Annotated in this window: 14 protein-coding genes; 8 read left to right on the top strand and 6 right to left on the bottom strand. The window is 74.6% G+C overall.

Annotation, left to right across the window (positions count from 1 at the left end; all coding sequences use genetic code 11):
• Positions 1–40: 40 nt before the first annotated feature.
• The 3 genes from OF117_RS11870 to OF117_RS11860 are packed head-to-tail and all read right to left on the bottom strand — an operon-like array spanning position 41 to position 3,724.
• A complete protein-coding gene (locus tag OF117_RS11870) occupies positions 41–1,078 on the bottom strand; it encodes an ABC transporter permease (protein WP_263553046.1) in 1,038 nt (345 codons plus the stop codon).
• Entirely contained in the window at positions 1,068–2,192 is a 1,125-nt protein-coding gene (locus OF117_RS11865; protein WP_263553045.1) for an ABC transporter permease, read from the bottom strand. The genes OF117_RS11870 and OF117_RS11865 overlap by 11 nt, the downstream gene beginning before the upstream one ends.
• On the bottom strand, positions 2,189–3,724 hold the full coding sequence (locus OF117_RS11860; protein WP_263553044.1) for a sugar ABC transporter ATP-binding protein: 1,536 nt from the start codon (positions 3,722–3,724) through the stop codon (positions 2,189–2,191). The genes OF117_RS11865 and OF117_RS11860 overlap by 4 nt, the downstream gene beginning before the upstream one ends.
• A gap of 167 nt (positions 3,725–3,891) precedes the next feature.
• Between OF117_RS11860 and OF117_RS11855 the strand changes: the two genes are divergently transcribed.
• The 4 genes from OF117_RS11855 to OF117_RS11840 are packed head-to-tail and all read left to right on the top strand — an operon-like array spanning position 3,892 to position 7,884.
• Positions 3,892–4,968, top strand: coding sequence for a LacI family DNA-binding transcriptional regulator (locus OF117_RS11855; protein WP_318014243.1), 1,077 nt, complete (start codon positions 3,892–3,894; stop codon positions 4,966–4,968).
• A gap of 12 nt (positions 4,969–4,980) precedes the next feature.
• Positions 4,981–5,754: a (Fe-S)-binding protein gene (locus OF117_RS11850; RefSeq protein ID WP_263553042.1), complete on the top strand. Its 774-nt coding sequence runs from the start codon at positions 4,981–4,983 to the stop codon at positions 5,752–5,754.
• 16 nt (positions 5,755–5,770) lie between these two features.
• Positions 5,771–7,249 carry a LutB/LldF family L-lactate oxidation iron-sulfur protein gene (locus OF117_RS11845; RefSeq protein ID WP_263553041.1) on the top strand — a complete coding sequence of 493 codons (1,479 nt, stop codon included), beginning with the start codon at positions 5,771–5,773 and terminating at the stop codon, positions 7,247–7,249.
• On the top strand, positions 7,246–7,884 hold the full coding sequence (locus OF117_RS11840) for a lactate utilization protein C (protein ID WP_263553040.1): 639 nt from the start codon (positions 7,246–7,248) through the stop codon (positions 7,882–7,884). The genes OF117_RS11845 and OF117_RS11840 overlap by 4 nt, the downstream gene beginning before the upstream one ends.
• A gap of 31 nt (positions 7,885–7,915) precedes the next feature.
• Here OF117_RS11840 and OF117_RS11835 read toward each other — a convergent pair whose 3' ends face one another.
• A complete protein-coding gene (locus OF117_RS11835; protein WP_263553039.1) occupies positions 7,916–8,413 on the bottom strand; it encodes a GbsR/MarR family transcriptional regulator in 498 nt (165 codons plus the stop codon).
• Positions 8,414–8,506: 93 nt separating this feature from the next.
• Here OF117_RS11835 and OF117_RS11830 point away from each other — a divergent pair, with 93 nt between their 5' ends.
• Positions 8,507–9,436 carry an ABC transporter ATP-binding protein gene (locus OF117_RS11830; protein WP_263553038.1) on the top strand — a complete coding sequence of 310 codons (930 nt, stop codon included), beginning with the start codon at positions 8,507–8,509 and terminating at the stop codon, positions 9,434–9,436.
• Positions 9,437–9,546: 110 nt separating this feature from the next.
• On the opposite strand, the gene OF117_RS11825 is transcribed toward OF117_RS11830, so the two are convergent.
• Complete coding sequence (locus OF117_RS11825) at positions 9,547–10,656, bottom strand: hypothetical protein (protein WP_263553037.1); 1,110 nt, start codon at positions 10,654–10,656, stop codon at positions 9,547–9,549.
• A 28-nt stretch (positions 10,657–10,684) separates the two neighbouring features.
• Between OF117_RS11825 and OF117_RS11820 the strand changes: the two genes are divergently transcribed.
• Entirely contained in the window at positions 10,685–11,074 is a 390-nt protein-coding gene (locus tag OF117_RS11820) for a hypothetical protein (protein WP_263553036.1), read from the top strand.
• Positions 11,075–11,174: 100 nt separating this feature from the next.
• Here OF117_RS11820 and OF117_RS11815 read toward each other — a convergent pair whose 3' ends face one another.
• Positions 11,175–12,752: an LCP family protein gene (locus OF117_RS11815; protein ID WP_263553035.1), complete on the bottom strand. Its 1,578-nt coding sequence runs from the start codon at positions 12,750–12,752 to the stop codon at positions 11,175–11,177.
• Positions 12,753–13,098: 346 nt separating this feature from the next.
• Here OF117_RS11815 and OF117_RS11810 point away from each other — a divergent pair, with 346 nt between their 5' ends.
• A complete protein-coding gene (locus OF117_RS11810) occupies positions 13,099–14,076 on the top strand; it encodes an acyl-ACP desaturase (protein ID WP_263553034.1) in 978 nt (325 codons plus the stop codon).
• Positions 14,077–14,306: 230 nt separating this feature from the next.
• Positions 14,307–15,098 (top strand): exodeoxyribonuclease III, encoded by a 792-nt coding sequence (locus OF117_RS11805; RefSeq protein ID WP_263553033.1) that lies wholly within the window; start codon positions 14,307–14,309, stop codon positions 15,096–15,098.
• Positions 15,099–15,129 lie beyond the last annotated feature (31 nt).

Genomic DNA, 15,129 nt, shown 5'->3' with positions numbered 1-15,129 from the left:
GGTCTGTGGGGACCGTCCGCGGTCGCGGACGGATCGCTCGTCAGGCGGCTGCGGGCCGCCCGCGCGGTCGCCGCCGGCGGAGCTCCGCCGTCACCTGCGGGGCGACGACGGCGACGATGAGCAGCGCGCCGGTGACGATGTTGAGGACGTCGGCCGGCACGTTGACCAGCTGCAGGGCGTTGCGCACCGAGGCGAGCAGCAGGGCGCCGGCCAGGACGCCGAGCAGGCCGCCGCTGCCGCCGAAGATCGACACCCCACCGAGGAGGATCGCGGCCACCACCTGCAGCTCCAGGCCGGTGGCGTTGTCGGCACGGGCGCTGCCGTAGCGCAGGGTCCAGTAGACGCCGCCCAGCGCGCTGATCACCCCGGCCGCGACGAACAGCCAGAACTTGGTCCGCGCGACGTCGATGCCGCTGAAGCGGGCGGCGTCCTCGCTGTTGCCCATGGCGTAGAGCGAGCGGCCGATCGGGGTGGCGTGCAGCGCCACCGCCGTGATCGCCACGAGCACCAGCAGCGGGACGACGACCACCGGGACGCCGGTCGCGCCGATGCCGCTGATCGCCCAGGTCGTCCAGGCCCGCGGGAAGTCGGCCACCGCCTGGTCGCCGAGGACGACGAACGCCAGCCCGCGGTAGAACGCGAGCGTGCCGATGGTGACCGCCAGGGAGGGCAGCCCGAGCCGGGTGACGAGCAGGCCGTTGACCGCGCCGAGGACGCCGCCGAGCACGAGGACGACCGGGATGATCGTCTCCAGCGGCAGGCCGGCGAACCAGAGCTTGCCCATGACGGCGCTGGACAGGCCGACCGTGCTCGCGACCGACAGGTCGATCTCCCCGGTCACCACGATCAGCGTCAGCGGCAGTGCGATCAGCGCGATGACCACGACGTCCAGCAGCAGGAAGCCGGCGTTGCGGGTGCTGGCGAAGCCCTCGACCGCGACCGAGGCGACCACGAGGAAGAGCACCAGGAAGGTCGTGATCACGCTGCCCGAGGGCAGGGTGAGCGGCCGGCGCGGGGCCCGGCCGCCGCCTGCGGCCGAGCCGGCCACGGGGGACTGGGGGGTCGTGTCAACTGCCACGGACGTTCCTCCCTCGGAGGCGGGCGGCGAGGCGGAGGGTGAGGGTCCGGTCCAGGGCGATCGCGGCGATGATCAGTGCCCCGACCGCCGCGTCGCGCCAGAACGGGTCGAGACCGAGCTGCGGCAGCGCGGTGCCGATCGTGGTGAGGAGCAGCGCGCCCAGGGCGGCGCCGTAGACCGAGCCGCTGCCGCCGAAGATCGCCACCCCGCCGACCACGGCGGCGGCGACGACGAACAGCTCCTGCCCGGTGCCTGCCGTGGTGTCGAGGGTCTGGAAGCGGGCGGCGTACAGGACGCCGGCCAGGCCGGCGAGCGCGCCGTTGACGACGAAGGCCGTGAGGACCCGCCGTCCGACGGGGATGCCGGAAAGCCGGGCGGCGTCCGGCGCGGAGCCGATGCCGTACAGCTCGCGGCCGCTGCGGTAGGTCCGCAGGTAGTAGCCCATCACCAGGACGACGGCCACGGCGATCAGGAACAGCACCGGGACGCCGAGGACGCGGGCCCCGCCGAGGGCCTTGAAGGACGCGGGCAGGTCCGCGGCGTTGATCTGCAGCCGGCCGGTGCTGCTGGCCCACAACGAGTCCAGACCGCGGAAGGCGTACAGCGTGCCGAGGGTGACCACCAGCGAGGGCACCTTGGCGACCGCCACGATCGCCCCGTTGAGCAGGCCGCACGCGGCGCCCACCGCCATCCCGGCGAGGACGACGACCACCACGGGCAGGTCCGGGGCGGTGACCAGGAGGGTCCCGGAGGCGTACGCCGAGAGTCCGAGCACCGAGCCGACCGAGAGGTCGACGTTGCGCGTGATGATCACCATCGTCTGACCGGCGGCCAGCACGGTGAGGATGGAGGCCGACAGCAGCAGGTCGCGGACGTTCTGCCCGGACAGGAAGCGCGGGTTCACCGCGACCGTGACGACGACCAGCAGCAGCAACGCCGCGAGGATGCCGAGCTCGCGGACGACGACGAGGCGGTGGACGAGCGCCGAGCCGCGCCGCCCGGAGCGCTCGGGCGCGGCCAGCTCGGGGGCGACGTCCGGCAGGTGGGGGGCGGGCGCGCTCGGCGGGCTCCCCTGCGCCGCCGTGCTCACGGGCGAGCCCGTTCGCTCGCTCACCGGACCACCGCCGTCCCGCCCTGGCCGGTCGCGGCCAGCATCACGCTGTCCTCGTCGGCGCGGGCGCGGGGGATGTCGTCGACGAGGCGACCCTCGTGCATGACGAGGACGCGATCGGCCATGCCGAGCACCTCCGGGAGTTCGCTGGAGACCATGACGACGGCCAGGCCGTCGGCGGCGAGCCGGGACATGAGGCGGTGCACCTCGGACTTGGTGCCGACGTCGATGCCGCGGGTCGGCTCGTCGACGATCAACACCCTCGGCTCGGTCGACAGCCACTTGGCCAGCACGACCTTCTGCTGGTTGCCACCGGAGAGGGTGGACACCGGGTCGGCCAGCTTCCCCGCCTTGACCTGCAGTTTCCTCGCCCAGTCGGCGGCGGTGGCGCGCTCGGCGCGGGTGGAGAGCAGCCCCGCCCGCGCCAGCTTCCAGCGGCGGGTCAGCGTGGCGTTGCGCTCGACGGACAGCTCCATCACCAGCCCCTGCTGGCGGCGGTCCTCGGGCACGAGCGCGATGCCGGCGGCCATCGCCGCGGCCGGGCTGCCCTTCTTCAGCGGTCGGCCGCCCACCCGGACCGAGCCGGCGTCGTACCCGTCGACCCCGAAGACCGCGCGCACCACCTCGCTGCGCCCGGCGCCGACGAGGCCGGCGAGCGCGACGATCTCGCCGGCCCGGACGTCGAAGGAGATGTCGCTGAACACGCCGCGGCGGGTGAGCCCGCGGACCTCGAGGACGACGTCACCGGCCTCGACGTCCTGCTTGGGGAACAGCGACGCGACCTCGCGGCCGACCATGGCCCGGACCACCTGGTCCACGGTGAGCTCGGCGGTCGGGGCGGTGGACACCCACCGGCCGTCGCGCATCACCGTGATCCGGTCGCAGAGGCCGAAGACCTCCTCGAAGCGGTGCGAGATGAACAGCACCGCCGCTCCGGCGGCGCGCAGCGCCCGCGCCACCGCGAACAGGCGTTCCACCTCGACCCCGGACAGGGCGGCGGTCGGCTCGTCCATGACCAGGACCCGGGCGTCGAAGGAGAGCGCCTTGGCGATCTCCACCATCTGCTGGTCGGCGATCGACAGGCCGCGCGCCGGGCGGTCGGGGTCCATGTGCACGCCGAGCCGGTCGAACAGCTCGCGGCAGCGGGCGGCCAGCGCCCTGCGGTCGATGCGCCGCCCGCCGGAGAGCGGCTGCCGGCCCATGTAGATGTTCTCCGCGACCGAGAGGTCGGGGAACAGGGTGGGCTCCTGGTAGATGACCGCGATGCCGGCGGCCCGGGCGGCGGCCGGGCTGTCGAGGTGCACCGGGGCACCGTCGAGCAGGAGCCTCCCGCCGTCCGGAGCGTGCACCCCGGCCAGGATCTTGACCAGGGTGGACTTGCCCGCGCCGTTCTCGCCGACCAGGGCGTGCGCCTCCCCGGCGCGCAGCTCGAGCCGCGCCCCGCGGAGTGCGGCGACCGCCCCGAAGGACTTGTCGACGTCCTCGAGGGCGAGGACGACGTCGCCGGATGCCGCCGGTCGTTGCGTTCGGTCCACGGTGCCACCCATTCATGAAACGTTTCATTAGCGGTGTGGCGGACACCATAGGGAGCGGGGCGGAGGTGTGTCAACCGTCACTGCGCGGCCGGTGCATCACCCGCGTGACCACCTCCGGTGCGGCGTTGACACGTTTCAGATCGCGCGGCACGATCCAGGCGACGAGCGTGCGCCGCGGTGTGCCATCCGCGGCCCGTGGCAGCCGAGGAGGGGGACTGACCACCAGCATCCGGGACGTCGCCGGTCGCGCAGGCGTCTCGGTCGGCACGGTGAGCAACGTCCTCAACCGGCCCGACGTCGTCAGCGCCGCCACCCGCGAGCGCGTCCTGGCCGCGATCACCGAGCTCGGGTTCGTCCGCAACGAGTCGGCCCGGCACCTGCGGGCCGGACGCAGCCGCACCATCGGGCTGGTCGTGCTCGACATCGCCAACCCGTTCTTCACCGACGTCGCCCGCGGTGTCGAGGAGGTCGCCAACGCCGAGGGCCTGGCGGTGATCCTCTGCAACTCCGACGACCAGGTGGGCAAGGAGTCCGCGCACCTCGACGTGCTGGCCGAGCAGCGCGTGCAGGGGGTGCTCATCACGCCGACAGCAGAGGTCTCCCCCGCGCTGGATGCGCTGCGGCGCCGCGGCGTCCCGGTCGTGCTGCTCGACCGGCGCGCGCCGGCCGCCGACCAGTGCTCGGTCGCGGTCGACGACGTGCTCGGCGGTCGGCTCGCCGCCGCCCACCTGGTCGAGCGCGGGCACCGCCGGATCGCCTTCATCGGCGGCTCGTCCGGGCTGCCGCAGATCCAGGAGCGGCACGAGGGCGTCGACCGGGCGGTGTTGGACGCCTTCGGCACCGACGACGCGCTGACCGTGCTGTCGCCGCCGGCGCTCACGGTGGCCGGGGGGCGCGACTCCGCGCTGCAGATCGTCGGGCTGCCGGCCGACGAGCGGCCGACCGCGGCGATCTGCGCCAACGACCTGCTCGCCCTCGGCGTGCTGCAGGAGATGGTGCGGCACGGCGTCCGGGTCCCCGACGACTTCGCCATCGTGGGCTACGACGACATCGACTTCGCCGCGGCCGCCGCCGTCCCGCTGACCTCGGTGCGCAAGCCGCGCCAGGAGCTGGGCCGACGGGCGGCCGAGCTGCTGTTGGACGAAGCTCGGGGCGGGGACCACCGGCACGTGCAGCAGGTGTTCGAGCCGACGCTGGTCGTCCGCGAGTCGAGCATGGTCCGCCGCACCGGCGCGGCGGGCTGAAGGAGGACGCGGGTGAGGGTTGCACTGTTCGCCACCTGCCTGGTGGACACGATGGTGCCGCAGGTCGCGCACGCCACGGCGCGGCTGCTGCAGCGGCTGGGCCACGAGGTCGTCGTCCCGCCGGGGCAGGCGTGCTGCGGCCAGATGCACGTCAACACCGGGTACCGGCGCGAGGCGGTGCCGATCGTGGCCAACCACGTGCGGGCCTTCGCCGGTGCGGAGGCAGTCGTCGCGCCGTCCGGGTCCTGCGTGGCCTCGATCCACCACCAGCAGGCGGCGGTCGCGCGCCGCTTCGGGGAGCAGGCCCTCGCCGACGAGGCCGCGGCGCTGGCCGGGCGCACCTACGAGCTGTCGCAGTTCCTGGTCGACGTCCTCGGCGTCACCGACGTCGGCGCGTACTACCCGCACCGGGTCACCTACCACCCGACCTGCCACTCGCTGCGGCTGCTGCGGGTCGGCGACCGTCCGCTCCGGCTGCTGCGCGAGGTGCGCGGCCTGACGCTCGTCGAGCTGCCCGGCGCCGAGCAGTGCTGCGGTTTCGGCGGGACCTTCGCGGTCAAGAACGCCGACACCTCGACCGCCATGCTCACCGACAAGATGACCAACGTGCTCTCGACCCACGCCGAGGTGTGCACCGCCGGCGACGCCTCCTGCCTGATGCACATCGGCGGCGGGCTGTCGCGGCTGCGCGCCGGTACGCGGACGGTGCACCTGGCCGAGATCCTCGCCTCGACGGAGGAAGCCGTGTCGCCGTCCCAGACCACCCGGCCGGCGGTGCCCGCATGACGGCGGGGAGGGGCGCGTGACCGGGACCGTGCCGGGGCCGGCGCCGACGTTCCTCGGGCTGCCGACGGCGCCCCGCGGCGTGGGCCACCTCCGGGGGGACGAACCGTTCCCGGACGCCGCCCGGACGGCGCTGCGCGACGGCCAGCTGCGCGCCAACCTCGGCCACGCCACCTCGACCATCCGCGCCAAGCGGGCGACGGTCGTCGGCGAGGTGCCCGACTGGGAGCAGCTGCGCGCGGCGGGCAAGGCCCTCAAGGCCGCCACGATGGCCCGACTCGACGAGCACCTGCTCGAGTTGGAGACCCGCGTGACCGAGCGCGGCGGCACGGTGCACTGGGCCCGCGACGCCCGGGAGGCGAACGAGATCGTCACCCGCCTGGTGCAGGCCACCGGCACGCACGAGGTGGTCAAGGTCAAGTCGATGGCCACCCAGGAGATCGGCCTCAACGAGGCGCTGGAGGCCGCCGGCGTCGACGTCTTCGAGACCGACCTGGCCGAGCTGATCGTGCAGCTCGGCCAGGACAAGCCCTCGCACATCCTGGTGCCGGCCATCCACAAGAACCGGGCCGAGATCCGCGAGATCTTCCTGCGCACGATGCCCTCGGTCGACGCCGACCTGACCGACGAGCCCCGCCGGCTGGCCATGGCCGCCCGGGCGCACCTGCGCGAGCGGTTCCTGCGCGCCCGGGTGGCCATCAGCGGGGCGAACTTCGCCGTCGCCGAGACCGGCACGCTCGCCGTGGTCGAGAGCGAGGGCAACGGCCGGATGTGCCTCACCCTGCCCCAGACGCTCGTCACGGTCATGGGCATCGAGAAGGTGGTGCCGACCTGGCGCGACCTCGAGGTCTTCCTGCAGCTGCTGCCCCGGTCGTCGACCGGCGAGCGGATGAACCCGTACACGACCACCTGGGCCGGGGTCACCCCCGGTGACGGGCCGCAGGAGTTCCACCTCGTCCTGCTCGACAACGGCCGGACGGCGGTCCTCGCCGACGAGGTGGGCCGCGAGGCGCTGCACTGCATCCGCTGCTCGGCCTGCCTCAACGTCTGCCCGGTGTACGAGCGCGCCGGCGGGCACGCCTACGGCTCGGTGTACCCCGGCCCCATCGGCGCCGTGCTCTCCCCGCAGCTCACCGGGGTGGAGGACAACGCCTCGCTGCCGTACGCGTCGAGCCTGTGCGGCGCCTGCTACGACGTCTGCCCGGTGGCCATCGACATCCCGTCCATCCTCGTGCACCTGCGCGCCGAGCACGTCGAGGCGCAGCAGCGGCCCACGCCCGAGGGGGTCGCGTTCCGGGCGCTGGCGAAGGTCATGGCCGATCCGCGGAGGTGGCGGCTGGCCCAGCGCGCCGCGCGCGCCGGCCGCCTGCTCGCCCGCGGCCGGCCGACGCTGCCGGCGATGCCGCCCCCGCTGTCGGGCTGGACCCGCAGCCGCGACCTGCCCACCCCGCCGGCGGAGACCTTCACCCAGGCATGGGTCCGGGAGCACGGGTCGTGACGAGCGCGCGCGATGAGGTGCTGACCCGCATCCGCACCGCGCTCGGCGACGGCCGGGCCACCCCCGCCGACGTCGCCCGCGACTACCGGCAGGCCGACGACCGCTCCCCCGGCGACCCGGCGCTCCTGGACCTGCTGGTCGACCGGCTCGAGGACTACAAGGCCTCGGTGCTGCGGTGCGGCCCGGGCGACGTCGCCGCCACCGTGGCGCGCGCCCTGGACGACGGCCTCGGCACCGGATGGGCTGCTGCCGGCGTGCTGGCGGCGCCCGGCGTGCCGGTCGAGTGGCGCCCGGACGGCGCGGCCGCGGACGACGGCCGCCCCCCGGGACAGCTCGCCGACGTCGCCGCCTCGGTCACCGGTGTCGCCGTCGCCATCGCCGAGACCGGCACCCTGGTCCTCGACGGCACCCCGCTGTCGGGCCGGCGGGCGCTGTCGCTGCTGCCCGACTGCCTGGTCTGCGTCGTCGAGGCGGCCCAGGTCGTGGGCACGGTGCCCGAGGCGCTGCGCCGGCTCGACCCCGTCCGCCCGCTGACCATGATCAGCGGCCCGTCGGCCACGAGCGACATCGAGCTGGAGCGGGTGGAGGGCGTGCACGGGCCCCGCACGCTGCTCGTCGTCGTGGTGACGACCTAGCAGGCACGCCGCCCGGGCGGCGACGGTGCGCTCAGCGGTCGGTGGCCCGGCGGTCGCGCTCGGCCGGCCAGCGGCGGACGGCGTCGGCCAGCTGCTCCCGCAGGAAGGCGAGGAAGTTCCGCGTCTCGGCGAGCCGTCGTCCACCCGGCCGGTCGAGACCCACCACGTCGATGCCCGCGGCGACCGTCTCGATGAACCGGTCGAGGGTGCTGAGCTCGGCCCCGATGAAGCGCGACCACAGGTCCTGGTCGTCGAGCACGTACAGGTCGCTGCGGGTGCCCGGCTCCCGCTCGCGCGCCAGCAGTCCCCACTGCACCAGCTGGCGGACCGCACCGCTGATCGCCGCCGGGCTGACCTGCAGGCCCTCGGCGAGGTCGGCGGCGGTGTACCGGTCGGCGTCGTCGGCGAGGGCGTAGGCCAGCACCCGGGCCGGCATCGGTGCCATGCCGGCCTCCCGCAGGACCAACGCGAACCGCTCCACGTAGCGCAGCAGCTCGCGGCGCGCGGTGTCCTCGCCGGCGACGGTCACGGAGCCTCCCTGTCGGTGGACCTCCACCGTAACGGACGAATCGCTCATTCAACACACTTCACAAATATGTGAAGGTTCTGTACGGTCCCCGCCATGACGACCGCGATCTCCGTGTCGGGACTGGTGAAGACGTTCGGCGCCACCCGGGCCCTCGACGGCCTCGACCTCGAGGTGCGCTCCGGGGAGGTGCACGGGTTCCTCGGTCCGAACGGGTCGGGCAAGTCCACGACGATCCGGGTGCTGCTGGGCCTGCTGCGCGCGGACGCCGGCCGGGTGCGACTGCTCGACGGCGATCCGTGGCGCGATGCGGTCGCGCTGCACCGGCGGCTGGCGTACGTGCCCGGCGACGTGACGCTGTGGCCGGGCATCACCGGCGGTGAGTCGATCGACCTGCTCGGCAGGCTCCGCGGCGGGCTCGACCCGCGCCGCCGGGCCGAGCTGCTCGACCGGTTCGACCTCGACCCGCGGAAGAAGGCGCGCACCTACTCCAAGGGCAACCGGCAGAAGGTCGCCCTGGTCGCGGCGCTGGCCTCGGACGCCGAGCTGCTCGTGCTCGACGAGCCGACCTCGGGGCTGGACCCGCTCATGGAGGCGGTGTTCCAGGAGTGCATCCGCGAGGTGCGCGCCGAGGGGCGCACGGTGCTGCTCTCCAGCCACATCCTGGCCGAGGCCGAGGCGCTCTGCGACCGGGTCAGCATCATCCGGCTGGGCCGCACGGTGCAGAGCGGCAGCCTCGCCGAGCTCCGCCACCTCACGCGCACCTCGATCGTCGTGGAGACCGCGCGACCGGTGAGCGGGCTCGACGACCTCCCCGGCGTCCACGAGCTGCGGCACGAGGACGGCCGGGCGCACTTCGACGTCGACACCGACGCCCTGGACGGCGTCCTGCGGCACCTGCTCGGCTCCGGCGTCCGGAGCCTGACCAGCACGCCGCCCACCCTCGAGGAGCTCTTCCTCCGCCACTACGGCGACGAGCTGTCCGGCAACGGCGCCGTCCGCGAGCCCGCGGAGGTGCGCTCGTGAGCGCGGCCACCGCCATCCGGCCCGCGGCCGGTCCGCCCGCCGAGCGCGGCCCGGCCGTCGCCGGCACCGGCGCGCTGTTCCGGTTCGCCCTGCGGCGCGACCGCGTCCGGCTACCCGTCTGGATCGCCGTCGGCACCTTCATGGTGGTCCTGCAGTCGGTGTCCAGCCAGGCGCTGTACGACAGCCCCGCCGACCTGGCCGCCTACCGCGCCTCGGTCGGGACCAACGCGGCGACGATCGCGCTGGCCGGCCCGCCGGTGGGGCTGGACACCGTGGCCGGCGCGGTCGCCTTCGAGATCTCGGGCACCGTCATGCTCATCGCCGCGCTCATGGCGATGTTCACCGTCGCGCGCCACACCCGCGCCGACGAGGAGGCCGGGCGCACCGAGCTGGTCCGGGCGGCCCGGGTCGACCGGCACGCCCCCCTGCTGGCCGCCGTCCTGCTGGCGGCGCTGGCCTGCGTCCTGCTGGCGGTGGCGATCGGCGCGGCGGTCACGGCGTCCGGGCTTCCGGCGGGCGGCTCGTTCCTGCTGGGCGCCGCGGTCGGCGCCTGCGGGCTGGTGTTCACCGGCATCACCGCGGTCGCCGTCCAGGTCTCCGGCCACACCCGGCCCGCCTACGGCATCGTCGGCGGCCTGTTCGCCGTCGCGTTCGTGCTGCGCGCCGTCGGCGACATCCAGGGCAACTGGGTGGTGTGGACCTCGCCGGTCGGCTGGGCGCAGGCCACGCACCCGTACTCGGGCGACCGGTGGCTGCCCCTGGTGCTCTGCCTCGCGGTCGCCGCCGCGTTCGTGGTCGTCGGCCTCGCGCTGCTGGACCGGCGCGACCTCGGCGCGGGGCTGACCCAGCCGCGGCCGGGACCGGCGACCGCCCGGCGGTCGCTGCTCTCCCCGCTGGGGCTGGCGGTGCGGTTGCAGCGCGGCGCGCTCGTCGCGTGGCTGGTCGGGCTGGCGCTGCTGGGCGTCGTGTACGGCGCGCTCGCCGAGTCGGTCGAGACGCTGATCGGCCAGAACGAGGAGGCGCTGCTGGTCTTCGGCAACCCGGACGTCGACCGGCTGGTCGACGCCTACCTCGGCACCACGTTCGCCATCACCGCGATCCTGGCCTCGGCGTACGCCGTGTCGGCGGTGCTGCGCGCCCGCGCCGAGGAGTCCGCCGATCGCGCCGAGCCGGTGCTGGCCGGCGACGAGCCGGGCGGCGTGGCTGGGCAGCCACGTCACCGTCGCCCTGCTCGGTTCCGCGCTGACCATGGCCGCGTCGGGGGCCACCACCGGGCTGGCGCGGGTGGCGCAGCTCGGCGAGGGGGCGGCGTTCTGGCGGATGGTCGGTGCCGCGGTCGCCTACGTGCCCGCGATCTGGGTGGTCACCGGTCTCGCGGTCGCGCTGTTCGGTCTGCTGCCCCGGCTGGCGACCGCGCTGGCCTGGACGGCGGTCGGCCTGCTCCTGCTGGTGACCATGTTCGCCGAGTCGTTCGACTGGCCGGCCTGGATCGGCGACCTCTCCCCCATCGCCTGGGTCCCCACGATGCCGCTCGAGGCGTGGGCCGCCGGCCCGACCGTCGGTTTGCTCGCCGTGGCCGCCGTCCTGCTGGGCATCGGCTTCGGCGGCTTGCGCCGGCGCGACCTCGCCCTCGCCTGACTGTGGCACCGACGAGGGCATTGGAAGCTTTGCCCCCCGTGACGCGCTCCGGAACGGGGGGCAAAGCTTCCAATGCACCCGGCGAGGCGAGGCCCTCGGGTCAGCCGTTCCGGGTCGGCGGCTCGCCCGCTGCCCGCGCCTCGGCGGCGCGGACGGGGTCGTAGGCGCAGGCGTCGGCCACGTCGTCGACCGGCCCGGTCGGCGACGCCGACGCCGACCCCGGGGCGGACGTCGCCCCCGCGGCGGACGACGTCGGGGCCGGGGGAGCCGTCGACGGCGCGCCGACCGGTGCGCCGCTGCTCGGCCCCGCTGCCGGCGGCGGTGGCCGCAGGGCGCCGTCGACCAGCCGCCGGATCTCGTCGTAGTCGGGGTAGGCCGGGTCGATCACGCCGTCGTCGAGGACGAGGCTGCGGATCTCGGCGTCCTTGACCAGGAAGGCGAGGTCGACGAAGTCGTCGAGGGTCGAGCGCGGGATGTCGGTGCGCACGATGTCCTGGGTCGTGGCGGCCAGCTCCTGGTAGCGCCGGAGCAGGGTCACCGGGTCGGCCGCCTCGATGATGGCGTCGATGGTGCAGCGCTGCCGGGCCATCCGGTCGTAGTCGGTGAGGCCGTAGCGGCCGCGCGCGAACTGCAGCGCGGTGAAGCCGTCGAGGTGCTGGTCGGGCCCCGGCTCGATGTAGTCGTCGGGGAGGATGCGCAGGCCGGGGTCGCCGTTGATGGGGACGAAGTAGTTGACGTTCACCGTGATCCCGCCCAGCGCGTCGACCAGCCGGCTGAACCCCTCCAGGTTGACCAGCACGTAGTAGTCGATCGTCAGCCCGAGCGCCTCGCCGACGCCCAGCTTGAGGAAGTCGGCGCCCGGGTTCGCCGTGCGGCCGAGGACGTCGGGGTGGGCGGCCGGGCCGTTCTGGTACACGGCGTTGAGGAGGCTCTCGCTCTCGCTGCCGGCGTCGAACCCGTCGGGGTAGACCTCCGCCAGCGGGCTCTCCGCGGGGAAGGGCAGGTCCTGCAGGTTGCGGGGCAGGCTGATCAGCGTGGTGTCGCCGGTGTCGGTGTCGACGCTGGCCACGATGACGGTGTCGGTGCGCACCCCCTCGCGACCCTCGCCGGCGTCGCCGCCGAGGAGCAGCACGTTGACCCGCTCCTTGGCGCCGAAGGGGTCGGGCGTGTCGCGCACGGTCGCGGACTCGCCGTCCTCCCCGAAGACCCCGGCGATCAGATCGCGCTGGGCCTCGACGAGGCGGCCGACCTGGAGGGCGGGCGCCGCGACGGCCACGACGAGCAGCGCCACGACGGTGGCGCCGAGCACGTGCTGCCACCGGGGGGTGCCAGGCGGGGACAGGACGCGGTAGCCGGCCACCACCACGGTGGCCCAGGCCAGCGCCAGCAGGCCGACGCCGGCCGCGACCCACAGCAGCGCGTCGGTGTCGACCGCGGCCCGCACCGCCGCGCGCCGTCCACCGGTCGCCGCCCAGGCGGCGCCCCCGGCGAGCAGCAGGAACACGACGAGGACGGCGCCGCCGATCCGGCGCCGCCCGGCGACGAGCAGGGCCAGCCCGGGCAGCAGCGCACCGAGGACCGTCCAGGCCAGGACCGCCGGGAAGCGGCGAGGTCGCGCAACGTCGGCCGCGGGTGCCGGCGGCGCCGAGGGGGGAGGTGCGTCGCGGCCGGCGCTCACTCGCCCTCCCCGTTCGTCGTCGACCGCGTCCGCGGCCTGCCGGGCTCCGGGCGTCCGCTCAGCCGCGCCGTCCGGGTGGTCGACCGGAGCGCCCGGCGGCGCCCGGTCGTCCGGCCATGCTCCCACCAGTCGGGAGCCACGGCGCGGCCGTCGTCCGTACCGGGCCGTTCCGTCTCCCGGGGGTGCCGCACGGCGCCGATCCGGGCTGGTCGCACGGCGCGGCCGGAAAAGCGGCCGGTCGGCGGGTGACCTGGGTCGCGCCGGGGCATGAAGCATTGATCCCGCCCGTTGGTTACGGCAGCGTAGGTTACGCGTCCGTAGGTCGCCCCGGATCCGGAGGTCCACCATGCCGTCCACGTCCCCGCAGAGCGCCGTCCTCATCGAGCTGGAACCGGTGGTCGCGCAGAACCTCGACCGGCACCTCAAGCTGGCGAAGGAGTGGCACCCGCACGACTACACCCCCTGGGACGAGGGGCGGAACTTCGCCTTCCTCGGCGGCGAGGACTGGTCTCCGGAGCAGTCCCGGCTGGACGAGACCGCCAAGGCGGCGATGATCACCAACCTGCTCACCGAGGACAACCTGCCGAGCTACCACCGGGAGATCGCCACCCGCTTCGGCCAGGACGGCGCCTGGGGCCAGTGGGTGGGCCGCTGGACGGCGGAGGAGAACCGGCACGGCATCGCGCTCCGCGACTACCTGATCGTCACCCGCGGCGTCGACCCGGTCGAGCTGGAGCGCGCCCGGATGGACTACATGACCACCGGCTACGACTCCGGCGACAAGACCCCGCTGGAGGCGGTCGCGTACGTCTCCTTCCAGGAGCTGGCCACCCGCGTCTCGCACCGCAACACCGGCCGGGCCACCGGCGACCCGATCGCCGACAAGCTGCTCGCGCGCATCGCCGCCGACGAGAACCTGCACATGATCTTCTACCGGAACCTGATGGACGCGGCGTTCGACGTCGCGCCGGACCTGGCCATGCAGGCGGTCACCAAGGAGGTGACCGGCTTCGAGATGCCCGGCGCGACTATGGCCGGGTTCCGCCGCAACTCCGCGCTCATCGCCAAGGCCGGGATCTACGACCTGCGGTTGCACCACGACGAGGTGGTGAGCCCGGTGCTGCGCGCGTGGCGGGTCTTCGAGCGGACCGACCTCGGTCCGGACGGCGAGAAGGCGCGCGAGGAGCTGGCCGCCTTCCTCGAGGGCCTGGACGCCCAGGCGACCCGGTTCGTCGAGAGCCGCGAGCGCGCCCGCGCCCGAGCCGCCGCCCGCGGCCGGTCGACCGGCGTGGACGTCACCCCGCAGGCAGCCGGCCAGGCCTGATCGTCCGAGCGACGCGGCGGTGTGTCCGAGCGACGAGCGGGGCCCGGAGGGTCCCCGAGGAGCGACGGGGCCGCAGCGGCTCGATGCGGGGCGAGCGGCACCTGGCGGCGGTGTGTCCGAGCGACGAGCGGGGCCCGGAGGGTCCCCGAGGAGCGACGGGGCCGCAGCGGCTCGATGCGGGGCGAGCGGCACCTGGCGGCGGTGTCGGCCGGCAGGCCGACAATGACGCAGTGCGGCTCGCCACCTGGAACGTCAACTCGATCCGCTCCCGCGCCGACCGGGTGGTGGCCTGGCTGCAGCGCCGCGACGTCGACGTCCTGGCGCTGCAGGAAACCAAGTGCCGCGACGACCAGTTCCCCGAGGACCGCTTCACCGCCCTCGGCTACGAGGTCGCGCACGTCGGCCACTCCCAGTGGAACGGCGTCGCCGTCCTGTCCCGCGTCGGGCTCGCGGACGTCACCATCGACTTCCCCGGCCAGCCGCACTGGGGCGACAGCCCGGCCACCGAGGCGCGGGCGCTCGGTGCCACCTGCGGCGGCGTCCGGGTGTGGAGCCTGTACGTCCCCAACGGCCGCGCGCTGGACGATCCGCACTACCAGTACAAGCTCCAGTGGCTCGCCGCGCTGCGCGAGACCGCCGCCGGCTGGCTGGCCGACGACCCCGGTGCGCAGGTCGCCCTCGTCGGCGACTGGAACATCGCCCCCCAGGACGACGACGTGTGGGACATGCGCGTCTTCGCCACCTCGACGCACGTCTCCGAGCCCGAGCGGGCTGCCTTCCGCGCCGTCGTGGACGCCGGGTACGCCGACGTCGTCCGTCCGCACGCGCCGGGCCCCGGCGTCTACACGTACTGGGACTACACGCAGCTGCGCTTCCCCCGCCGCGAGGGCATGCGGATCGACTTCGTGCTCGGCTCGCCCGCCCTGGCTGCGCGTACGACATATGCGCTGGTGGATCGCGAGGAGCGTAAGGGCAAGGGCGCGAGTGACCACGCCCCGGTGGTGGTGGACCTGGCCGACTAGATCAGTGAACCGCCCGTCCGCTCCGCGTCCG

Origin of the sequence: Geodermatophilus sp. YIM 151500 (assembly GCF_025716945.1) — a bacterium.
Classification (GTDB): domain Bacteria; phylum Actinomycetota; class Actinomycetes; order Mycobacteriales; family Geodermatophilaceae; genus YIM-151500.
Note: the sequence above shows the minus strand (reverse complement) of the source record. Positions and strands in the feature narration are given on the sequence as shown.

Bases quoted from the DNA above. Each gene is read 5' to 3' on its own strand.
- OF117_RS11810 (WP_263553034.1), top strand. From the start codon at position 13,099: ATGCCGTCCACGTCCCCGCAGAGCGCCGTCCTCATCGAGCTGGAACCG.
- OF117_RS11820 (WP_263553036.1), top strand. From the start codon at position 10,685: ATGGCCGCGTCGGGGGCCACCACCGGGCTGGCGCGGGTGGCGCAGCTC.
- OF117_RS11830 (WP_263553038.1), top strand. From the start codon at position 8,507: ATGACGACCGCGATCTCCGTGTCGGGACTGGTGAAGACGTTCGGCGCC.